Raw genomic sequence first — 21,673 nt, 5'->3', positions numbered from 1 at the left:
TCCTGAGGGAAGCGGTAATTCCGATACAGAATGTAGCGCTTACGAATAAGCAAAACAAGATGTATCGTTTATTGCTGTGACCAGACCTGGACGACCGGCGGGGCCCGCAGCCGACACCGCGGAGATAGTGCTCACCGCCGCCCTCGAGCTCGTACTCACCGAGGGGGCGGTGGCACTGACTCCGCAACGGCTGCACGGGATTACCGGCGTCGCGCGCACCACCATCTACCGACACTGGCCCGCACCGAAGGATTTCCTGGCCGCACTCATCGCCGTCGCCCCGCATCCGTCACCGGAGCCGACCGGCGATCCGGTGGCGGATCTGCACGCGGAGGTGGATCTGCTGTGTGATCGGTTGCGCGACAAGCCCGTCGGGGCGTTTCTGCGCGCCCTGGTCACCGCCTCGGCCACCGATCCCGAATGCGTCGAGCTCCGTCAGCGCTATGTGCTCGACCTCCTCGAGCCTTTCCGCACAGCCGCTTTCGCCGCCGGGATCACCGATCCCTCGGTCGTGGCGGAGACCGCCATGGCGATCGTGGCCCCGCTGCTGGTCGACGCGCTGCTGCTGGATCGACCGGCGGACCGCGATCGCGCTCATCGCGCCGTCGCGGAGGCGCTGTCACACATCACGACTCGCTCTCAGTGACCAGATCTCGCGAATCCGAGGAAACCCGATGACCAACTCAGTGGGAACCCGTGCCGTCTTCGGCGTGATCGTGCCCAGCACCAATACCGTTGTCGAACACGACTATTGGACGGCGCGCGTGCCGGGCATCGCCTACCGCGCGGGATCGATGTATATCGAGAATCCGGTGATGGGCGATGACGACGACTTCCGGGCGCTGCTGGGGCAGATCCGCGCGTCCATCGATACGGCCGTGCGCGATGCGCTCACCGCCGAACCGGATCGCATGGTCATGGGCATGTCCGCGGAGACGTTCTGGGGCGGTGTGGCGGGGAACGCGGCCTTCGAGCAGCGGTTGCGCGATCGCACCGGATTGCCGGTGACCACCGGTGCGAGTTCCTGCCGCGCGGCGCTGCGCGAGCTCGACTGCCGGCGTATCGCGGTGTTCTCCCCCTATCAACCGGTTGCCGATGTCGAGGTCGGGACGTTCTTCACCGAAGCCGGGTTCGATATCGCCGCCATCACCGGGCTGCGCTGTCCGACGGCGATGGATATCGCGCGGGTCGGCGACGAACGATTACGCGCGGTGGTCGCCGAACTCGATGGACCCGATGTCGAGGCCATCGTCCAGGTGGGCACCAATCTGTCGTTCGTGGCATTGGCCGATGAGCTGGAGCGGGAGCTGGGCAAGCCGGTCATCGCCATCAACGCGGCGACACTGTGGCATGCGCTGCGCGAGCACGGGCTGGACGATCGCGTCGAGGGCGCGGGGCGGTTGCTACGCGAGCATTGACACACCGATTCGGGGACCGGGTCCGCTCACCGTTCGGCACCCGCATCGGCGAGCAGCCTCCGAGCCCGGCGGATGACCGCCAGGTCCACCATGCGCCCGTCGGCGTCCAGCACCACCCCGCCGTGCGCGGATTCGAAGCGGGACAACAGCTCTCGGGCGCGTGTCAGCGCCACCGGGTCCGGGGTGAATACCTCGTTGACGATCGGGACCTGAGCCGGGTGAATGCAGGAGCGGCCGCGAAACCCCAAGCGCGCCAGGTTCTTCGTTGATTCCGCGAGCGCGTCCAGGTCACGAAAGTCGGTGCTGACCGGGCCGATCGGCGGATCGATGCCCGCGGCGGCGCTGGCCAGCACCACCTGGGTGCGGATGGCGAGCAGCCCGCCGGGGTCACCCGGATCGATTCCGGTGTCGGCGCACAGGTCCGCCTCCCCCAGTTGCAGCCGGGCCACGCGCGGTGCGGCGGCGATGGCGCGGGCCTCCAGGATCGCGTTGGCGCTCTCCAGCAACGGGCAGATCCGAATTCGGCCGGGTACGGCCTCATGCGCGCTCAGCACCGTCGCGGCGGCGCGAACCTGTTCCGCCGATTCGGTTTTGGCCAGACAGATCGCATCCAGGACGGGTAGTGCGACCGCGCTCAAATCGCGATGGGCCTCGGGTCCGGAGTTGACCCGCACCCAGATGCGAGGCCGCGCGACGGTGACGGTACGCAGCCAGTTCGACACCTCCGCGCGTGCGGAGTCCTTGTCGCCCAGGGGAACCGCGTCCTCCAGGTCCAGCAGCACCACATCGGCCGGACCCGCCACGGCTTTGTCGAACAGTTCCGGGCGGTTGCCGGGCACATAGAGGACGGATCTCATCACGGGTCTCCTGACCGCGAGCCGGATGCGACGGGCTCGCCTTCTGCGAAACACTGTTCCACAGAACGAAACATTTCCGCAATCGGTTCGCCCCGCCCAACTTTTACGGTCTATTCGCCGGAGCCTTGACAGGTGCCGGGATATGTCCGCTAATGATCACCCATATATCTGAAACGCTATTCCGCTCACGGAAACGGCGTATGTCGCAACTGGAGTCGCGATGAACCTTCGAGGTTCGACCCTGACCGTCCTGGCCGCAGTATGCGCCCTCGGAGTCGGCGGAATCGGTCCCGCCGCCGCAGCACCATCGGCGCTATCGGGAGTGGTCGACATCCCCTGCGCCGCCGAGACCCTCCATCAGAGTGCCGACTGGTATCTGCCCGCCGGGCAGCCGCGGGGCCTGGTGTGGGTGCAACACGGTTTCGCCAGGAGCAATACCAATGTCGCCGCCCTCGCGCAAACCCTCACCGACGCGGGCTATCTCGTCTTCGCGCCCAGTCTGCCCTTCATGAACCTGGCCGGTTGCACCCTCCAGAACCTCGGCGACAACACTCCGTTCCTGAATCAGGTCGCCCAATTGTTCACTACCGCTGCCGATTCCACCGGACCACTACAGCGCAGCCTCGCAGCGGCGGCGGCCGAGTCGGGCCGGTCGGTCCCCGCGATCCCGGAGGAGTTGGTCTTCGTAGGCCACTCGGCGGGCGCGGAGGCGGTCGAATACGTCGCCCACCGCCTGCGCACCACCTCCCCCGCCACCTGGGCACGGCTGCGCGGGCTGGTCCTGTTGGACGCGGTGAAGTCGTTCCTGGGCAACAACACCGACCGCGCCCTCACCGACCTGGACGCGACCCCACTGCCGATCCTCACCATCGCCGGACCGCCCTCGCTCTGCAACAGCTTCGCCAGCGGAACGACGGCCCTGCAAACCCTGTTGCACCGCCCCTTCATCGGAGTCCGTCTCCCCGCGGGCGAACACACCGATGCCGAGGGCACCAGCAGCGATGGCCTCGGCGAGCTCCTGTGCGGTGTCCCCCAAACACTCAATGTGTCCGCCCTGCAACAGCTCGTCACCGCATGGACCACCGATTTCATCGACGGCACCCACACCCCGGGCTACTACTCCGACGCGACGTCGATAGCCGATTCACTCCCGGCGGTCCCCAACGTACAACCGCTGCACGGGGCCTGACGGGCTCTCATCAGCCCGCGCCGACTAGCGCTGCTCGGCGAGCGCTTCCGCCACGCGAGTCGCATCGAAGGAGGTGGGCAGGCCGTGGCCGGGGACGAGGATGCGGGCGGGCTGGGTGGCCAGTCGCAATGCCGTGTCGTGGGTGCGGGTTTCGTCGTGGTTGAAGACGCTCGGCAGAATTTGCGGACCGGTACACGGGGACAACGGGTGACCGGTGACGAGCGCGTCGCCGGAGAACAGCACACCCTCGGACGGCATGAGGTAGGCGGTGTGGCCGCTGGTGTGCCCGGGAGTCGGGATCGCGACCAGCCCACCGGGCAGCGCTGCCAGGGTGTCGGCGTGGCCGGTGGCGGCCATCGGCAGGGTCATCCGGATATGACCGAAGATGGCGGGCAGGGTGTGCGCGACCCAGCGTCGACCGCGTTGCGTGGCAAGCTGTTTGACCATGCCGACGGGCGTCATCTGTTGCAGGTATTCGCGTTTGGCGTGCCGGACCTCCTCTTCGCCCGTATAGACCGGCATCCCGACCCGTTCGACCAGCGCGGGCACCCCGCCGATGTGATCGAGGTGCGCATGGGTGATCAGCACGGCCGCGATATCGGTGAGCTGATGCCCGATCTGCCGCACCGAGGCGATCACATCCGCGCTGTCGGACGGATACCCGGCATCGATGACGGTGACGCCCGAACCGTCGCTCACCAAGGCCCAGTTGACATTCGTTCCGGCCACCGCATAGACGGAATCGGAAATCTGATCGATCTTCACAAGCCCTCGCTCATTTCGGGATACCGCGGCTGCCCAGGATAAAGCCGCGCGCCCGGGACATCTCACTTCAGATCGGCGAGGCGGCCGGTTTCGAGGTGGGCGATATCGCCGCCCGCGTCCGGGCACTGTGCGATCCCTACAAATGTCACCCCAGCGCGATGGTGGTTCGAGACGATCACCGGGCCAACCGATTCAGCCTCCGCGCCCGTTGGAGGGTTCCCACAAACCTGTGTCCACACCTTCGTATCGGGTCGCCATCATCCGATCTCCACCCGGCTGTATATGTTGTGTGCAGCCGATGACGGAAAGTGCTTGAGCTACAACCGGTTTGAACGGACCAGCGCGGGTCCGCAGCTACTCCCCCGTCACCTGCCCATACACCGGAGTCATGCCATGTCGAAGGGAATATTTGTGTCCACCACCCAGGAAAAGATCGTTGCCGGCATCGCCGAGATCATCGAGGAGGTCACCGGTATCGAAGCCTCCGAGGTAACCCTCGACAAGCACTTCGTCGACGACCTGGATATCGACTCACTGTCCCTGGTCGAGATCGCCGTCCAACTCGAGGACAAGTACAGCGTCAAAATCCCCGACGAAGACCTGGGCAACCTGCGCACCGTCGGCGACGCCGTCACCTACGTCCAGCAGATGGAGGCCGAAAACGCCGACCTCGCAGCGGAATTGCAGGCCAAGTACAACGAGGACCATGCCGAGTAATGACCGCTGGACCGCGCGCCCTCAAGTCCACCCACCCCTTCGACTCCGCCAGAACCCAACTGGCAGTCCTGCTCCGCTACCACCTCTCCGCCCGCTGACCCGAATCCCACTGTCGAACAACGTCATCGGTCAGCGAAGGACCGAAGCCGTTCGAGACCGTCCAGCACCTCGGCGCGGTTGCCCGAACGATTCATCCATATCGTGCGCCGGGCAGCGATGTCGGCGGGCCGTCAGGCGCTGAGTGGGGTGGCGGTCGAGCGGTAGCCGAGGTTGTCGAGGACTTCGCCGGTGGCTTTGGCGAAGTTGAGGGTGATGAAGTGGAGGCAGGGGGCGCCTTCGGCGGTGAGGCGCTCCGCCATTTCGGTGGCGATTTCGATGCCGGCCGCGCGGACCGCGGCCTTGTCCTCTTCGGGGCCGGTTCCGGCCGCGCGGTGCAGGCGCTTCAGGACCTGGGGTGGGACGGGGCGGCCGCTGAGTTCCTCGGCGCGGGCCACGGTGCGCAGGGAGGTGATCGGCATCAGTTCGGGGATGATGGGTTTCGCGCCTTCGACGGGGTCGTGGGCGATGAGGCGGTCGCGCAGGCGCAGGTACTCATCCACGTCGAAGAACATTTGGGTGATCGAATAGTCCGCTCCCGCACGGAGTTTCGCGGCGAGGAAGGCCGTGTCGGCGTCCAGGTCGGGTGAGCGGTGGTGGCCCTGGGGAAAGGATGCCACACCGACGTTGAAGTCGCCCAGGTCGCGGACGATTCGGACCAGCTCTTCGGCGTATTCGACGCCTTCGGGATGCTTGCTCCAGGGACCGAGGGGGTCGCCGGGCGGGTCACCGCGCAGGACGAGGATATTGCGGATTCCGCAATCGGCGTAGGACCCGACGAGAGAGCGCAGTTCAGCGATGCTGTGGCCGACTGCGGTCAGGTGCGCGACGGGCAGCAGGGTGGTTTCCCGGGCGAGCTGTCCGGTGATCCGGGCGGTGCGATCCTTGGTGGATCCACCCGCGCCGTAGGTCATCGAGACGAAGGCGGGGTGCATGCGTTCGAATTCCCGGACCGCGCGCCACAGCCGGGCTTCACCGGCGGCGTCGCGGGGCGGGTTGAACTCGACGGAGAAGGGCACGCGCGGGCCGGAGTGCGCGCGCAGGCTCTTCACCACCGACGAGACGCCGGAGGTGATCGGGGAGATACGGGCGCGTGGGTGCGTGGAGCCGACCGCCGGAGCGGCAGTGTTGTTCAGCATCGGTGTTTTCCATGGTCGGAGTCGATGGTCGTCACCGAGGAGGGGTGCACGCTGGCGGAGCCCTGGAAGCATCATCCCGTGCCCGGGTCCACTCGGCGTACCGCCCGATCCGCGAGGCGACGACCGCCGGATACGGCGTATCCGGCGCAACCGGCAGGTCTTCGGACTCATGGGCGCCGACCCGGCTCCGGGTCGACCCCGGCGCACCCGGCCGGGGCTGGACCTGCGGCCGCCGCTTCGCGGGCAGTATGCCCGGTGCGTTGACGACCGTCGTTCCCATTTACCGCTGCGGGACAGTCCCGGATTCTCACCGGGTTCCCTCTAGCCTGTGCGAGGCACAGGTTTCGACGCTCACGATGGGTTCGGGGCTCCGTATGCCGCATCGTCAGCGAACCAGCTGCCCGAACAGGATAGCCGGACGCGAGCCCGATTGCCGCCACCTGCTCGCATGTTGGGATTCAGTACAGTGCGCTCGCCGTGGTCCGCAGCGTCCACGCGGGGACGCGATGATGCAGTGTGGTCGCGGTCAGCGGCGGAATATCGATGCGCCAGAAGGACTGCGCGGGCGCATCGAGGGTGCACACCACCGCGGCGCGGACGATGGCCGGATGGGTGATGGCGGTAATGTGCTCACCGCGTCCGGCGAGCTCGCCGAGCCAGCCGCGCACCCGGTCGATCAGATCGGTGACGGATTCCCCGCCGTGCCCGCGATACGCCGGGTCGGTGAGCCAAGCCATCAGGTCTTCGGATGCGAGGGTATCCATCCCCTGCCCCGCCCAGCGTCCATGGTCGATATCCCGCAGCGCCGCATCCGGCTCACCGGCCAGCCCGAGTGCGGATGCCGTTGCCCGCGTTCGCATTTCAGGCGCGTACCGAATCACGGTGTGGTCGGCCCCCATTAATGCACCGACCTTGGCGATGGTCCGCTCACCGAGCGCGTTGATCGGCTCGTCGACCGGAAAGCGAGCTCCCTGAACGGCGTCGGTGATCGCGTGCGTGATCAGCGTGAGCCTGGTGACCGCGCTCATGCCGAGGTCACCGCATTCCGCGAGCGGGGGACGTGAGAGGTTGCCACGATGATTCCTCGAGTTCGCGGATGGGAGCGCCCAACCCTACGAAACCACATGCTCGCAGGTCAAACGCTGACTCACTGCTTGGATCGGGCTACCGGCCGACGCTCAGGCGACCACGGAACGCTGTGGCACGCCGACGTATTCGCTCAGCGGCCGAATGAGGGCATTGGATTCGCCCTGCTCGATAATGTGCGCGGTCCACCCGGTGACGCGGCTCATCACGAAGATGGGTGTGAACGCCTCGATATCGAAGCCGAGCAGGTAGTAGGCGGGCCCGGTCGGGAAGTCGAGGTTGGGTTCGATGCCGGTGGCCTCGTTCATGGTGCGCTCGAGGATGTCGTAGATCCGCACCCACTGCTGCCCGCCGGTGGCGGCGGCGATATCCAGGAACGCCTTCTTCATGGTGGGCACGCGCGAGTCACCGTTCTTGTAGACCCGATGGCCGAAGCCCATCACTTTCTCCTTGTGCGCGAGCTTGTTTCGCAACCACTGTGCGGCAAGGTCGGGATCGCCGATCTCGATCATGTCGTGCATGACGGCCTCGTTCGCGCCGCCGTGCAGCGGGCCCTTGAGCGCGCCGATGGCCGCGGTGACCGCACTGTAGATATCCGACAAAGTGGAGGTGACCACGCGGGCGGCGAAGGTGGAGGCATTGAAGCTGTGCTCGGCGTACAGGATCAGCGACACTTCGAAGGCTCTGACCAGCTCCGGTGCGGGCACCTGCCCGAAGCACATGTTCAGGAAGTTCTCCGCGAAGCCCAGATGTGAGTGCGGCGCAATGGGATCCAGTCCGTGCCGCCGCCGGTGATCGGCGGCGACAATGGTCGGAAGCACCGCCATCATGCGAAGTGCCTTGGCGCGGTTGGCTTTCGGAGAATTGTCGTCCTCCGCCGGGTCCTCCGCCCCCAGATAGCTGATCGCCGTGCGCACCACATCCATCGGATGGCAGTTCTCGGGGAGTTTGGTCACCAGCGACAGCAGTGACCGGTCGGCGCGCCGAGCAGCCCGCTCCCGCAGGCAGAATCGCTCGAGTTCGGCATGACCGGGCAGTTCGCCGTTCCAGAGCAGGTAGGCGACCTGTTCGAAACTACAGTTGGCCGCCAGCTCCTGTACCGCATAGCCGCGGTAGGTCAGCGAGTTGGTCTCCGGCACCACCTTGGATATCGCGGTGGTGTCCACCACGACGCCTGCCAGACCCTTGTAGATGGTCGGTATCGCGGTCTCCGGCATCACCGGTCTCCTTCCAGGGTGAAATTGAAGATGTCCGTGTCGAATTCGTTGTAGCGCTCGTACCGGAGAAGTTCGTAGAGACGGCTGCGCTGCTGCATGCGCTCCAGCAGCGCGGATTGTGTTCCGGTGGCGAGGATTTCACGCAGTCCGGTTTCGGCGGCGTACATGGCCAGGCGCAGGGTCGTCACGGGGTAGATGACGGCGTTGTAGCCGATGGATTCGAGGGTGTTCGCCGCGATCAGTTCGGACTTGCCGAACTCGGTCATATTCGCCAGCAAGGGGATTGAGACCGCGCCCCGGAACTTCTCGAAGGCGGCCACGGTATCGAGCGCCTCGGTGAAGATCAGATCCGCACCCGCGTCGGCATAGGCCCGGGCGCGTTCGATGGCCGCGTCGATTCCCTCGATTCCGGCGGCATCGGTGCGGGCGCAGATGATGAAGTTCGGATCGCGGCGCGCGGTGACGGCGGCACGCAGGCGGCGCACCATCTCATCGGTGGGCACCACGGCCTTACCGTCGAGGTGACCGCAGCGTTTCGGGTTGACCTGGTCTTCCAGGTGCAGTCCCGCGATTCCGGCGTCCTCCATGACCGTGACCGTGCGGGCCGCGCTCATGGGTTCACCGAATCCGGTATCGGCGTCGATCAGCACCGGCAGATCGGTGACCCGGGCGATCTGCTGTCCCCGCCCGGATACTTCGGTGAGCGTGGTCAAACCGATATCGGGCAGCCCCAGATCGGCCGAGAGCACCGCACCCGAGACGTACACGCCTTCGAACCCGATCTCCTGAATCAGCTTGGCCACCAATGGATTGAAGGCGCCCGGCAAACGCTGGATACGGTTCGAGGAGAGCCCGGCGCGCAAGGCCGCGCGCTTCTCGGACGCCGAGGTGGCGGCTGCCAGCAGTCCTGCCATCAGAACAGACCTTTCGGGGATTTGGGCGCGCGGGCGAGCACATCCGGTGAGACGGTGAAGTTGAGCTCGGACAGCTCGTCGGCGGACAGTTCGCCCGCGCGCTGGACCACGTCGAGGAAGCGCTCCTGCTCGGCGGGCTCCAGCACGCCTTCGGCGAGCGTGCGGAATTTGGCGATGTACTGCTCGCGGGCGAAAGGCCGCGCGCCCAAGGGATGCGCGTCGGCGACGGCGAGCTCGTCGATGATGACCTCACCGCTGCTCAAAGTGACCTCGGCGCGCGCACCGAACGCCTTCTCATTCGGATCGGTGGAGTGGTAGCGACGAGTCCACTCCGGATCCTCGGCGGTGCGGATCTTGTTCCACAGCGCGATGGTGTCCGGCCGCTGCGCCCGCTCCGGCGCATAGGACCGCTCGTGATGCCAGGTCCCGTCCTGCAGTGCCACCGCGAAGATGTACATGACCGAGTGGTCCAGGGTTTCGCGTGAAGCCTCGGGGTCGAACTTCTGCGGATCGTTCGAGCCGGTGCCGATCACGTGGTGCGTGTGATGGCTGGTGTACAGCACGATCGATGCGATCTGCTCCAAATCACCGATCCGATCGCGCATCCGGCGGGCCAGGTCGATGGGTGCCTGGCTCTGGTACTCGGCCGAGTGCTCCTTGGTGTAGGTGTCCAGGATGCCGCGCTTGGGCTCGCCCGGACCGGGCAGTGGCACACCGTATTCCGCGTTCGGGCCGTCCAGCAGCCAGGCGATGACACCGTCCTCGCCCTCCCAGATGGGCGACGGCGCACCTTCACCGCGCATGGCACGATCGATGGCCTCGACCGCCATCTTGCCCGCGAAGGCCGGGGCGTACGCCTTCCAGCTGGAGATCTCACCCTTTCGGGACTGACGGGTGGCGGTCGTGGTGTGCAGCGCCTGGCCGATCCCCTGGTAGATGGTCTCGGTCCCGAGGCCGAGCAGGGTGCCGATACCGGCGGCGGCGGACGGTCCGAGGTGGGCGACGTGGTCGATCTTGTGCTCGTGCAGGCAGATCGCGCGCACCAGGTCCACCTGGATCTCGTAACCCGTTGCCAGTCCACGGATCAGGTCACGACCCGAGCGTCCGGCATGCTGGGCGACGGCCAGGATCGGCGGAATGTTGTCGCCCGGATGCGAGTACTCCGCCGCCAGGAAGGTGTCGTGGAAGTCCAACTCGCGCACCGCGACTCCATTGGCCCAGGCCGCCCATTCGGGCGAGTACGAGCCGCCGACGCCGAATACGGTCGCACCCGGCCGGTGCGGGTGCCTCAGCGCCTGTGCACGCGCATTGGTGACGGGCCGCCGGATGATCGATGCGGCGGCGACCGCGGCATTGTCGATGATGCGATTGACGATCATCTCCTCGGTCTCCGGCGCGACCTCCACCGCATCGGCGGCAACCTCGGCGATACGCCATGCCAGGTGCTCCTCGCGCGGGAAGTGCTCGGCGGAGCGGTGCGTTCGGACGAGATGATTCTTCACGTTCGGAGTCCTCCCGGACATCGGCTTCATCGGTATATTTCGCACGCTACACACCCCGGTGGACGGTGGAAATCCCCCGCAAATGCCTACTTTTGTGGAAGCGAAGCTGTGAATTTGTAAAAGTTGTGGAAGCCGGTCCTGCTAGATTGCGGTCATGCAGAAGATGTATGCCGGAGGCCGCCTGCGGGCGCTGCGCGAACAGCGCGGGCTCTCGCAGTCCGCGCTGGCGAAGGCGCTCGGCATATCGGTCAGCTACGTCAATCAGCTCGAGCATGATCAGCGTCCGCTGACCGTGCAGGTGCTGTTGCGGCTCAACGGCAGTTTCGATCTCGATATGGGGTTCTTCGCCGCCGATACCGATGCCCGGCTGATCGCGGATCTACAGGACGTCTTCGCCGAGGACCCGGAGAGTGTGGGTATCACCCACGCCGAGATCGATGATCTGGTCGCCCGGGTACCGGCCGCGGCGCATCTGCTGGTCGGCCTGCATCGCCGCCTGCGCGGCGCGACCGAGCAGCTCGAGCGGTTCTCCGCCGGAATCGACGGCGGCACAGCCGATTCCGCTACCGCGCGCCCCTATGAGGATGTGCGTGACTACTTCTACGACCGCCGCAATCACATCGCCGAACTCGATACCGCGGCCGAGGAGTTGTTCGCGCGCAACGGATTGACGGTCGGCGGCCTGGATCTACAGTTGACCCGCGTCCTGCGCGAACAGCACGATATCGCGGTGGTGATCCGCAACGACGATCCGGACGCGCCGGGCCCCAAACGCCTCTACGATCCGCAGGCGCGGGTGCTCACCATCGCCCGGCGGCTCTCCGCGGGCCAGCGCGCCTTCCAATTGGCCACGCAGCTGGCCTTTCTCACCCAGGGCGCGCGCCTGGCCCGGCTGATCGAGGCGGCCGAGTCCGTACCGGACCGTTCGCGTGGTGTTCTGCGGATCGGGTTGGCGAACTACTTCGCGGGCGCGCTCATCCTGCCGTACCGGCAGTTCCGCGACGCGGCCGAAACCCTGCGCTATGACATCGAATTGCTGGCCGCGAAGTTCGAGGTCGGCTTCGAGACCGTCTGCCACCGGTTGTCGACGCTGCAACGCCCGGGCGAGCGGGGCATTCCGTTCTTCCTCGTACGCACCGACCGCGCCGGAAATATCTCGAAACGCCAGTCCGCCACGGCTTTTCACTTCTCCAGGGTGGGCGGTAGCTGCCCGCTGTGGGTGGTGCACGAGGCGTTCTCCACGCCCGGGCGTATCCGCACCCAGATCGCGCAGATGCCCGATGGCCGTAATTACCTGTGGCTGGCACGCACCACCGATGAGGCCACCCCCGGATACCTCTCCCCCACACGCGATTTCGCGATCGGGCTGGGCTGCGATCTCGCCTATGCCGGCAAGCTGGTGTACTCGCACGGCCTGCCCATCGACGACCCGCGTACGGCGGTGCCGATCGGCGCGGGGTGCAAGGTATGCGAACGGGCCGATTGCGCGCAGCGCGCGTTCCCGCTGCTCGGGCGGCCCATCGAAGTGGACGACAATCGCGCCCTCACCGTCCCCTACGCACCCGCTGCTCGCGCATGATGATCGACGACCTCGGGGCCGAGGTTCCCATCGACCGGCCGATCCGGCGTGTGGTCTCACTGGTCCCCTCGCTGACCGAGGCGATCGCGCTCACCTGCCCCGGTCTGCTGGTCGGCGCGACCGACTGGTGCACGCACCCCGCGGAGCTACCGGTCGAGCGGGTGCGCGGGACCAAGAATCCCGATGTGCGCCGAATCGCCGAGCTCGCACCGGATGTGGTGGTGTGCAATGAGGAGGAGAACCGCCGCCTCGATGTCGAGCGACTGCGGACGGCGGGAATCGCGGTGTGGGTCACCCGAATACAGACCCTCGAACAAGCCTTCGCCTCGATGAACCGGCTCTTCGCCGAAGCGTTCGGCCTCGCCACACCGGGCTGGTTGAGCCGCGCCGAGGCCGAATGGTCCGCGCCGCCAACCGAACTCGTCCGCGATGCCGTGATCGCGATCTGGCGCGACCCGTGGATGGTCGTCGGCCGCGACACCTTCACCGGCGATCTGGCCCGCCGCCTGGGTCTGCGACTCGTGCACGCCGACCGCCCGCAGCGCTATCCGACACTCTCACTGCCGGAATTGACCGCGGGCATCGAGCTGGCCGTCCTCCCGGACGAACCGTATGTCTTCACGAAAATCGATGGTCCGGAGGCTTTTCCGGGCATCGATGTAGCTCTGGTCGAGGGCCGAAGCCTCACCTGGTACGGGCCCTCGCTGGTGACTGCGCGCGAACACCTCACCCGCGGACTGTCGCAGACCTTCCGTGCTTGAACCCCATGTCGACGCGCGACCGCCCGCGCGGCACCGGGTGTCGCGCGGACGTTGTGTCACAACCGAATTCGAGGATTACGGAAGGTAATCGTTACGGGCTGGGCTGCGGAACGTCCACATTGCAGTCGCTGATCTTGGGGTTCACGCCCATATAGTTCAGCGGCCCCGCGATGATGGTTACCGCGATGGTGCCGGTGCTCGCGCAGTTCGTCGGGGCATTGTCGAAATAGTGGCGCTGCCCGGCGGCCACCGCGCCGATGATCAGCCAGACCACCAGGAGCAGGCCGACCAGGCCAGCGACGCTGGATCGAGTCCCGCGAACCATTCTTCGGTCGTCATATGCGTTCATTGCTCAACTCCATGTTGACTTGTGCAGTTCCGGTTCACCCGTTATCGGTCGCAATACCCGGCTTCGGGCGGCTCAATCGGGGCGGCCGGCGCGGGCACCCGGTTTCGCCGGCGAGTGTGCGGATATAGCCCGAACATGACTTCTCTGTGGATGAAGGACGCCGAGACCCCGGCCCGGTTGCGACTGACCCCGGGGTCCCATTTCGACACCGTGGTGATCGGTGCCGGGATAACCGGGCTGGTGACGGCACTGCTGCTCGCCGAGAGCGGGGTCGAGGTGGCGGTGGTAGAGGGGCGGCGCATCGGTGAATCCACGACGGGCGCGTCGACCGGCAAGGTCAGCCTGTTACAGGGGACACGGGCGCAGCGGATTCGCCGTCGCCATGGCGATCGGGCGCTGATCAACTATGTCGAGGCGAATCAGGCTGGGCGGCAATGGTTGTTGCGGTACTGCGCGGAGCATTCATTGCCCGTGCAGCGGGAGTCTGCGGTCACCTATGCCCAGAGCGAGCGGGAGAAGTCTGCTGTGCGAAAGGAATTGGAGGCACTGCAGGCGGCACGCCTGCCGGTGGAGTCCATGGCCGAGGCCGACGTACCCTTCCCGTTCTTCGGCGCGGTGACACTATCGGACCAGGCGCAGCTGGACCCGATCGCTCTGCTCGCCGCGCTCGCCGCGGATGTGGAGGCGCATACCGCGCCCATCTTCGAATCGACGCTGGCACACAATGTGCACAACGGCGGCAACGGCGAGTTGCGGGTCGAGACCGAGCATGGCGAGCTCACCGCGCGCACCGTCGTTATCGCAACCGGCACACCGTTTCTCGATCGCGGTGGGTATTTCGCGCGGCTGGTGCCACGACGTTCGTATCTGTCCGCGTTCCGGGTCGCCGAGCCGATTCCTCGGCAGATGTTTCTCAGCGCCGGTGGTCCCACTCGGTCGGTGCGGTATGCCCCGACACCCGAGGGCGATGTGCTGATGGTCGGCGGACACGGTCATGTCGTCGGCCGCGCGTGTTCAGCACTCAATCATGCCGACGAGTTGATCGAATGGACGCGGCGCTGGTTCCCGAGCGCCGAACCGCTGCACAACTGGTCCGCCCAGGACTATCTGCCGATCGACGAGTTGCCGTACGTCGGGCCGCTACTGCCCGGACGCGATCAGATTCTGGTGGCGACCGGCTACGCCAAATGGGGTCTGACGAACGGCGTCGCGGCCGCGCTCGCGTTGGCGGGGCGGGTGACCGGTAAGCCGCCGGTCTGGGCGAGCTCGCTGAGCAGCTGGCGCACCTCTGAGCTGCGTTCCCTGCCGACGGCCGTCTCCGCGAACATATCGGTGGCGCACCAGCTCCTCACCGGATGGCGGCATGCCCTGGGCTCGGGCCGGGGCACGCTGCCGCCGGAAGGGCAGGGCCGAATCGAGCGCCACGGCGTCATCCCGACCGCCGTATCGACGGTCAACGGGGTCACCACCGAGATCTCCGCGGTCTGCCCGCATCTGGGTGGGATTCTGGGTTGGAACGATGCCGAGCAGTCCTGGGATTGCCCGCTGCACGGCTCGCGCTTCGCCCCCGACGGAACCCTGCTCGACGGTCCGGCCAGCACTTGTCTGCACCCCATGGCCTCGCCCTACCGGACTCCGGACCGGTTTCCCGGTCCGGAGCTGTGATCGCTACTTCTTCGGCACGAGCACACCGGTGAGATCGGCATTGCGTATCGGCGTGTCCGGATTGGCCTGCGCCTGACACATCAGCCCGATGGCGGCGATGGCACCGTCGACGCCGTCGGCGTCCGGTGTCGGGGTCACTTTGGTGTCCTGCTCCAGATACTTGCGCACGGTCACCCGCTGCTTATCCTTGTCCTGCGCCACGAATTCACTGCATGGCGTATCCCCGCCCTTATTGACCGCTTCCTTGGCCTGCTCACACCCGCTGACCAGTGACCCAGCCACCAGCGCGACCATCAGCGACGCCCCCGCTCCCATCGACCAGCTCCGCATACTTCCTCCAGTGCGAGTAGTTCAGTGGACTATCCACGCAATATCCGCTGGGCAGCGCCGCAAACCGCCCCCAAATCCAACCGACCGGCCGTGCCAACTCGCCGACCCGCAGTGCCAGCCGGTTCGCCCGGTTCGACGGGGGCCGAAATGTCGGTGAGACTCGTTGTGACCGGCAGTGATTCATGGATACGGGAGTTACGGTCGGTCTGCTCCGGGCATGGCGCGGCGCACCGAAGCGCGCACTGTGCAGGGAAGGCACTTCGCGTCGCCGAAGCCCACGCAGACGGCTCCGATGACATGGGGTGTTCATCCGGTGGTGCCCAGCGGGACGTCGGATAGAAGTGCTGGTGCCGGGAGTAAAACGAGACGGCCCGGAAGCCCCCTCGGCTTCCGGGCCGTTGTCCAATGCCAGAGCACGGTCCACCCGGCCCCCGCACCGCCCCACCGACCACCCTCACCGGCCACTCCCCCCTAACCCCGGTGTGCACCCTCACCTCAGCGCGTGCCAAACCTCCCTCACCCCGGCGCGTACCAAACCTCCCTCACCCCGGCGCGTACCAAACCTCCCTCGCCCCGGCGCGTGCCAAACCTCCCTCACCCCGGCGCGTACCAAACCTCCCTCGCCCCGGCGTGCTCTTGGCCGGGAGCCACACCCCGCCAGGCAGCCCGGGACTGGCAGACTTCGTTGGTATGAACCAGGATCCGAAGGTTGCCTCGATTGTGTGCGGTGCGCGGGAGCGCAGTCAGCCGGAGGCGCTCGCGCGGGCGGGGCGGGTCGGGGCGGCGGTGCTGGCCGCCGGGATCGGGCGCGGCGATAAGTGCGTCATCATGGCGCGCAATGACATCGAATTCCTCGAGGTGTCGGTCGGGATCGCCTCGACCGGCGGGAATCCGCTGCCGATCAATACGCGCTGGATGGCGGGTGAGGTCGCCCATGTGCTCAGTGATGCGAAGGTGCGGCTGATCTTCGCGCACACCGAATTCGTGCCGGTGCTCGAAGCGGCGTGCGAGCTGGCCGGGAGTGCCGCGCGGATAGTCGAAATCGCCATGGCCCCCGAACTTCTCGCCGAGGGCGGGTGGGATGCCGCGCTGGCGGAGCCGACCGGGCGGCATGAGCTGTTACAGGACTGTATCGACGCCCATCCGGACCCCGTGGGGCATATCGAGGGCGCGATCGCGGATTCGATGGGCGTCATCTACACCTCTGGAACCACCGGCAAGCCCAAAGGTGTTGCGCGCGAGCAGATGTCCCCGCACCAGTTGTTGAGTATCGCGGGCGCGACGGCGCAACGCATGGGTCTGGCTCCCGGCGTGCCGATGCTGGTGGCCGGGCCGCTGTATCACACCTCACCCAATGCCGTTGCGGTGCTGGGCCTTCGGATGGGCGCGAATATCGTGATCATGCCGAAATGGGATGCGCGCGCCTTTCTGCGCCTGGTCGACCGGCATCGCATTCAGCAGGTCAAGATCGTGCCGACCATGGTGTCGCGCATCCTCAGCGTGCCCGCCGCCGAGCGTGCGCGGTACGACCTGTCGAGCCTGACGCATGTCATCCATTCGGCCGCACCGTGTCCGCCCGTGCTCAAACGCGCCGCCATCGACCTGTTCGGTGACGCCCTGTGGGAGTTCTACGGTTGCAGTGAGGCGGGCACGATCACCTGGATCAGCGCGGCGGAGTGGCTCGCGCATCCGGGCAGTGTGGGCCGCGCGGCCGATGGCTCGGCGGTTCGCATCGGTGACGAGCACGGAAATCCCTTGCCCGCCCGGCAGATCGGACGGGTCTGGGTGCGCGGCGCGGACTACTGGCCGCGCTTCGAATATCTGAATCAGGGCGCACCGCGGTCCCCCGTCGAGGGCATGCTGTGGGTGGGCGACCTCGGCCACCTCGACGACGACGGCTACCTGTATCTCACCGGCCGTGACGCCGAAGTGGTGATTCGCGGCGGGGTGAACATCTACCCCGCCGAGATCGAGAATGCCATCGCCGCACTGGACGGCGTCGAAGACGTCGCGGTGTTCGGCATTCCCGATCCCGGCGATATGGGCGAGCTGGTGGTCGCGCACATTCTGCCCCGGCCCGGCGCGGACCTCACCGAAGGCGTTGTGCGCGAGGCGCTTTCCGGCTCACTGGCCCATTACAAGGTGCCGTCCCGCATTACCGTCGTGGATTCCCTGCCGCGCGATGACAGCGGCAAGGTCTACAAACGTCGACTCCGCGAACTCGCGGAGTGATCCGGCGGTTCAGCGGATGGTGCCCGCACCCGCGATCAGCGGAAGGTCGAGGGCGGTCACCCATCCCGGCCGCAACTCGTTCACGGCGGGCACGGCATTGAGCGCGCGCATCCCGGTGGCGAGGCATCCGGCCACCGCGGGCGCGCGGCCGGAACCATCGGTGAACCGGAACGAGGTCTCCTGCGAAATCGACGGCGAGCCGATGATATCCACGCGGTAGACATCGTCCTTGACCCCGGCGGGCCATTCGGGAGCGGCGTCGAGCCCGATCCGGTTCACATGCTCGAGGGTGATGACCTCGCGGTCCTTGTAGATCCCGTTGATGGTGAACCGGATCGCGGCGACGGTGCCCGCCTTGATGATTCCCTTGGCGCACGGCCGATCCTCGGGCGTGACCCACTTGTCCCAGGTGGTGGTGATGGTGTCGAGTTCGATGCCGACCGCTCGCGCGATCATCGGCACGGTCGGCCCCCAGGCCATGATCAGCAGATCAGGATGTTCGAGCATGGCCTTGAACTCCGGCGGATGCCCGATGCCCATCTCGAACTCGTAATCGCCCTCGTACTCGGTGTAGTCGAGCAGTTCCGAGGCGCGCACGGACTTGACTTCACCGCAGAGCCCCATGAGGGTCATGGGGAACAGGTCGTTGGCGAATCCCGGGTCGATCCCGGTGGTGAAACACGAAGATCCGCCCGCCGCACAGGCTTTGGTGATCGGATCGCGCCACACATCGGGCAGCTGTGCGATCTCGGGGTACACCCACGGCGTCATGGCGGTCGAGCAGACGTCGATTCCCGCGCGCAGGAACGCGGTCATGACCCGGATGTTCTCCTCGGCGAACTGCGCGGTGGGCCCGTAGTGCACCAGCGCGTCCGGTCGCAACGCGATCAGTTCCTCGACCGAATCGGTCGCCAGCACACCGGTTTTCGGCTGCCCACATAGATCACCGGCATCCTTGCCGACCTTGTCGGGATTGCTCACGCCGACGCCGACGAGTTCGAACAGCGGATGGCGCAGGATCTCGGTCAACACCATGGAGCCGACAACGCCGGTGCCCCACAGGACGATTCGCTTCTTCACGGGTACTCCTGATTCAGCGGTGGAATTCACCGCAGTCGACGGTCAGCATCTGTCCGGTGACCGCGCTGGCGAGGTCGCTGGCCAGGAAAAGCGTTGCGCGCGCGACCTCTTCGGGTCCGGCCAGCCGGCGCAGATCGGTCGGCTCGGCCTTCTGCCGGTAGATCTCCTCGTGCGTGGTTCCGGCCTGGCTGGCCAGCCAGTCGAAGTACGCCTTGTTGATGTCCTCGTACACGTACGACGGCGCGACGCTGTTCACGCGGATGCCACGCGGGCCGAGCTCGGTCGCCAGCGACGAAGCCAGGTGCGCCAGTGCGCCTTTGGAGAGCTTGTATCCGGAGAACTCCGGCTGCGAGCTGTACGAGACGCACGAGTTCAACATGATGATCGACCCGCGCGTCCGCTCCAGCGCATCGGCGAAGAGCGTCGAGAGTCGCAGCGGTGCGAAGACATTGGTCTCATTGGCGACGCGCAACGCTTCGAGCTCGATCTCGGTGATCGGATTCATCGGCGGAATGGCGAAGGCATTGTTGATCAGGCAGTCGACCCGCCCGAATTCGCCCACCGCACGCTCCACCAATGCCTGGCGCTGTTCCTCATCGGTGATGTCGGTGGGCGCGACCAGTGCGTTGCGCCCCAGCGCACGCACCTCCGCGGCGAGCTTCTCCAACCGCGATTCGGTGCGACTGACCAGCACCAGATCGGCCCCCATCCGGGCCGCCTCGATGGTCAGCGAATGACCCAGTCCGGGACCGATTCCCGACACCACGATGACTTTGTCCTGCAAGAGCGGCACCGGCCGATAGGTCTCGGTGAGATGCGGGGCAGCAGACACGATAACTCCTCGAGCCGCAGCAGTTACAGAGTGTAACGGCTTTGCTGTGACAGACTGTAACGACTCTCACCCGCGCTGACAAGGACGGATTTCGTGACCGAACGCCATCGCCTGGGCCCGCACCGCGACCCCGCGGTGGATAAGGCCGTCCTGGACGCCGCCCGCAGCCTGCTGGTCGAACGCGGTTACGCCGCAACGTCAATCGACGCGATAGCGGCCCGCGCCGGGGTGAGCCGCCCCGCCATCTACCGCCGCTGGCCCACCAAGGCGCACCTCATCGCCAAAGCGGTCTTCCCGGATGTCGGCTCCGACCAGATAGCCCCCGACCTGACCTCGGAGATCCGCAAGGTGATCCGAGGGACCATCCAACTCTTCGGCTCGGCCGAAACCCGCGCCGCCATGCCCGGCCTGATGGCGGAAATGCGCCAGGACTCCGGCCTCTACGAAAAGCTGTCCGCTCGCCTCGACACCCCCACCCGCGAAGAACTCGCCGACTACCTCCCCACCGAAGCCGACCCCACCCGCCCGGGCCTGGACCCCAACACCCTCCTGGACACCATCGCCGGCGCAGCCCTGTTCGCCATGTGCATCCGCGATATCACCGACCTCGACGGCTACGCCGAATCCCTGGAGGACCTCCTGCTCTACGGCATCATGGGCACCCGCCCCGACTAGGACAGATCGAACCGGCCGCCCTTGACGGCGGCATTGAACGAATCCCACTCGCCCGGCCCGAATACCAACACCGGGCTGATATCCCCCAACTTGGAGTCCCGCACTCCGACGGAGCCCCCGCCCAGGTGCGCAGCCTCTACACAGTCCTGATCCGGACCGCTGCGACTGCTCTTGAACCACTCCGCCTTGGACAGGTCGATGCTCACTCGAACTCCTCTGCAATGCTCAGTACCAACCGCCTGGTCTCCGGCTCGCTCAAAGCTGTCGCGCGCAAGATCTTGCAGGCGGCCCGATACTGTTCCATCTCTCCTGGCTTGTCCAGGTACAGCGCACCCGTGTAGCCCTCCACGTACACCAACGGAGGCTCCGTCAGGCGGGAGTTCGCGAACATCGGGAACTCCATCAGTGTGAACGTACCAACGATCAGCGGCAATGGCGTCGCAATCCCCATGGGCACCACACGAATTGACACGGTCGGCAGTCCCATCAGATCCGCGATGTGGCGCAACTGTTCGGCCATCACCGCGGGCCCGCCGATCGCCCAGCGCAACGCCGACTCACAGACATACATGGTCACACTGAAGTCGGCCGGATCCTCGGACAGCCGTTGCTGTCGCTTCGCCGAAATCTCAATACGCTGTTCAACTTCCACGGTCGCCATGCTCGGGTACGCGGCCCAGATCACCGCCCGCCGATAGCCGGGCGTCTGGAGCAGGCCGGGCAGCAAGTTCAGATGAAGCGTGGTGAGCTTGCGCGCCGACTCTTCCATTCCCAGATAGAGATCGAAGTGACTGGGTACAGCGGCGCCATAGTTGTGCCACCATCCCGGACTCTTGGTCTCGGCGACCAGGCCGATCAACGCGGCGACGATATCCTCATCAGCGCCATACAGCCTGCACAACGCATTGACATCGATCTCCCGAATCTTCGGCCCGGGCTGCCCGGTCTCGATCCGCCAAAGTGTTTGCGCCGAAACATCAATGAGCTTGTACGCCCGCACCGCCGGAATCCCCGCCTGTTCACGGAGCTGCTTCAGCGTGCGACCGATCAGGCGGCGCGGAACTGTGGAACCAGCAGCCATCTCTTAGCCTCACTATCGGTCTTATGCAAATTTGGAATGATTCTCCCAGCCGGATTGGAAGGCTGAGATCCTTTGGCGCATTTTGCATCCTGGAACATTCCAAACCTCACCGCGACCGCGTAGACCTGTGGTTATCCACCGGCGGACAGTAACTCCCAAGTCCCCCGAACCGATCCCCAGTGCGAGGAG

The 21,673-nt window shown here is 66.2% G+C and carries 22 protein-coding genes and 1 riboswitch; of the genes, 9 read left to right on the top strand and 13 right to left on the bottom strand.

Annotated elements, in window-relative coordinates; all coding sequences use genetic code 11:
- Positions 1-76: 76 nt before the first annotated feature.
- Together OHB26_RS28700 and OHB26_RS28695 are read left to right on the top strand one after the other, a co-directional pair.
- Positions 77-646, top strand: coding sequence for a TetR-like C-terminal domain-containing protein (locus tag OHB26_RS28700; protein ID WP_330180375.1), 570 nt, complete (start codon positions 77-79; stop codon positions 644-646).
- Positions 647-674: 28 nt separating this feature from the next.
- Complete coding sequence (locus tag OHB26_RS28695) at positions 675-1,418, top strand: maleate cis-trans isomerase family protein (RefSeq protein WP_330180374.1); 744 nt, start codon at positions 675-677, stop codon at positions 1,416-1,418.
- Between the two features lie 26 nt (positions 1,419-1,444).
- Here OHB26_RS28695 and OHB26_RS28690 read toward each other — a convergent pair whose 3' ends face one another.
- Positions 1,445-2,275, bottom strand: a complete 831-nt coding sequence (locus tag OHB26_RS28690; protein ID WP_330180373.1) for an HpcH/HpaI aldolase/citrate lyase family protein — start codon at positions 2,273-2,275, stop codon at positions 1,445-1,447.
- A gap of 220 nt (positions 2,276-2,495) precedes the next feature.
- Here OHB26_RS28690 and OHB26_RS28685 point away from each other — a divergent pair, with 220 nt between their 5' ends.
- Positions 2,496-3,464 carry an alpha/beta hydrolase gene (locus OHB26_RS28685; RefSeq protein ID WP_330180372.1) on the top strand — a complete coding sequence of 323 codons (969 nt, stop codon included), beginning with the start codon at positions 2,496-2,498 and terminating at the stop codon, positions 3,462-3,464.
- A gap of 24 nt (positions 3,465-3,488) precedes the next feature.
- On the opposite strand, the gene OHB26_RS28680 is transcribed toward OHB26_RS28685, so the two are convergent.
- Positions 3,489-4,229 carry an MBL fold metallo-hydrolase gene (locus OHB26_RS28680; protein ID WP_330180371.1) on the bottom strand — a complete coding sequence of 247 codons (741 nt, stop codon included), beginning with the start codon at positions 4,227-4,229 and terminating at the stop codon, positions 3,489-3,491.
- A 411-nt stretch (positions 4,230-4,640) separates the two neighbouring features.
- Between OHB26_RS28680 and acpM the strand changes: the two genes are divergently transcribed.
- Positions 4,641-4,946 (top strand): meromycolate extension acyl carrier protein AcpM, encoded by a 306-nt coding sequence (gene acpM / locus OHB26_RS28675; protein ID WP_330180370.1) that lies wholly within the window; start codon positions 4,641-4,643, stop codon positions 4,944-4,946.
- 230 nt (positions 4,947-5,176) lie between these two features.
- Here acpM and OHB26_RS28670 read toward each other — a convergent pair whose 3' ends face one another.
- From OHB26_RS28670 to prpD, 5 genes are all read right to left on the bottom strand, one after another.
- Entirely contained in the window at positions 5,177-6,094 is a 918-nt protein-coding gene (locus tag OHB26_RS28670; protein WP_330185807.1) for a methylenetetrahydrofolate reductase, read from the bottom strand.
- Positions 6,095-6,316: 222 nt separating this feature from the next.
- A riboswitch (cobalamin riboswitch) is annotated at positions 6,317-6,539 on the bottom strand.
- A gap of 100 nt (positions 6,540-6,639) precedes the next feature.
- Positions 6,640-7,209 carry a histidine phosphatase family protein gene (locus OHB26_RS28665; protein ID WP_330180369.1) on the bottom strand — a complete coding sequence of 190 codons (570 nt, stop codon included), beginning with the start codon at positions 7,207-7,209 and terminating at the stop codon, positions 6,640-6,642.
- 150 nt (positions 7,210-7,359) lie between these two features.
- Positions 7,360-8,484 carry a bifunctional 2-methylcitrate synthase/citrate synthase gene (locus OHB26_RS28660; RefSeq protein WP_330180368.1) on the bottom strand — a complete coding sequence of 375 codons (1,125 nt, stop codon included), beginning with the start codon at positions 8,482-8,484 and terminating at the stop codon, positions 7,360-7,362.
- Positions 8,484-9,398, bottom strand: coding sequence for a methylisocitrate lyase (prpB, locus tag OHB26_RS28655; RefSeq protein ID WP_330180367.1), 915 nt, complete (start codon positions 9,396-9,398; stop codon positions 8,484-8,486). The genes OHB26_RS28660 and prpB overlap by 1 nt, the downstream gene beginning before the upstream one ends.
- Positions 9,398-10,900 (bottom strand): 2-methylcitrate dehydratase PrpD, encoded by a 1,503-nt coding sequence (gene prpD / locus OHB26_RS28650; RefSeq protein WP_330180366.1) that lies wholly within the window; start codon positions 10,898-10,900, stop codon positions 9,398-9,400. Before prpD ends, prpB begins: the two co-directional genes overlap by 1 nt.
- A gap of 154 nt (positions 10,901-11,054) precedes the next feature.
- On the opposite strand from prpD, the gene OHB26_RS28645 reads away from it, so the two are divergent.
- Both OHB26_RS28645 and OHB26_RS28640 read left to right on the top strand, forming a co-directional pair.
- The gene (locus tag OHB26_RS28645) at positions 11,055-12,479 is read left to right on the top strand and encodes a short-chain fatty acyl-CoA regulator family protein (RefSeq protein WP_330180365.1); all 1,425 of its coding nucleotides are present in this window, start codon (positions 11,055-11,057) and stop codon (positions 12,477-12,479) included.
- A complete protein-coding gene (locus OHB26_RS28640; RefSeq protein ID WP_442942731.1) occupies positions 12,476-13,240 on the top strand; it encodes a helical backbone metal receptor in 765 nt (254 codons plus the stop codon). The genes OHB26_RS28645 and OHB26_RS28640 overlap by 4 nt, the downstream gene beginning before the upstream one ends.
- Positions 13,241-13,331: 91 nt before the next feature.
- Here the strand turns inward: OHB26_RS28640 and OHB26_RS28635 are convergent, their stop codons facing one another.
- The gene (locus tag OHB26_RS28635) at positions 13,332-13,589 is read right to left on the bottom strand and encodes a hypothetical protein (RefSeq protein ID WP_330180364.1); all 258 of its coding nucleotides are present in this window, start codon (positions 13,587-13,589) and stop codon (positions 13,332-13,334) included.
- 135 nt (positions 13,590-13,724) lie between these two features.
- Here OHB26_RS28635 and OHB26_RS28630 point away from each other — a divergent pair, with 135 nt between their 5' ends.
- Entirely contained in the window at positions 13,725-15,254 is a 1,530-nt protein-coding gene (locus OHB26_RS28630) for an FAD-dependent oxidoreductase (protein ID WP_330180363.1), read from the top strand.
- A 3-nt stretch (positions 15,255-15,257) separates the two neighbouring features.
- Here OHB26_RS28630 and OHB26_RS28625 read toward each other — a convergent pair whose 3' ends face one another.
- Complete coding sequence (locus OHB26_RS28625) at positions 15,258-15,569, bottom strand: hypothetical protein (protein ID WP_330180362.1); 312 nt, start codon at positions 15,567-15,569, stop codon at positions 15,258-15,260.
- Positions 15,570-16,274: 705 nt separating this feature from the next.
- On the opposite strand from OHB26_RS28625, the gene OHB26_RS28620 reads away from it, so the two are divergent.
- Complete coding sequence (locus OHB26_RS28620; protein WP_330180361.1) at positions 16,275-17,816, top strand: AMP-binding protein; 1,542 nt, start codon at positions 16,275-16,277, stop codon at positions 17,814-17,816.
- Between the two features lie 9 nt (positions 17,817-17,825).
- Here the strand turns inward: OHB26_RS28620 and OHB26_RS28615 are convergent, their stop codons facing one another.
- Complete coding sequence (locus tag OHB26_RS28615) at positions 17,826-18,896, bottom strand: NAD(P)H-dependent amine dehydrogenase family protein (protein WP_330180360.1); 1,071 nt, start codon at positions 18,894-18,896, stop codon at positions 17,826-17,828.
- Between the two features lie 13 nt (positions 18,897-18,909).
- Positions 18,910-19,728 carry an SDR family oxidoreductase gene (locus OHB26_RS28610; protein ID WP_330180359.1) on the bottom strand — a complete coding sequence of 273 codons (819 nt, stop codon included), beginning with the start codon at positions 19,726-19,728 and terminating at the stop codon, positions 18,910-18,912.
- 93 nt (positions 19,729-19,821) lie between these two features.
- On the opposite strand from OHB26_RS28610, the gene OHB26_RS28605 reads away from it, so the two are divergent.
- Entirely contained in the window at positions 19,822-20,403 is a 582-nt protein-coding gene (locus OHB26_RS28605; RefSeq protein WP_330180358.1) for a TetR/AcrR family transcriptional regulator, read from the top strand.
- Here the strand turns inward: OHB26_RS28605 and OHB26_RS28600 are convergent.
- Positions 20,400-20,609 (bottom strand): DUF397 domain-containing protein, encoded by a 210-nt coding sequence (locus tag OHB26_RS28600; RefSeq protein WP_330180357.1) that lies wholly within the window; start codon positions 20,607-20,609, stop codon positions 20,400-20,402. The genes OHB26_RS28605 and OHB26_RS28600 overlap by 4 nt on opposite strands.
- Complete coding sequence (locus tag OHB26_RS28595; RefSeq protein WP_330180356.1) at positions 20,606-21,484, bottom strand: helix-turn-helix domain-containing protein; 879 nt, start codon at positions 21,482-21,484, stop codon at positions 20,606-20,608. Before OHB26_RS28595 ends, OHB26_RS28600 begins: the two co-directional genes overlap by 4 nt.
- Positions 21,485-21,673: the final 189 nt, after the last annotated feature.

The sequence above is a fragment of the Nocardia sp. NBC_01503 genome, assembly GCF_036327755.1.
Lineage (GTDB): Bacteria > Actinomycetota > Actinomycetes > Mycobacteriales > Mycobacteriaceae > Nocardia.
The sequence above is the reverse complement of the archived record's forward strand: the minus strand, read 5'-3'. Positions and strand labels throughout refer to the sequence as shown.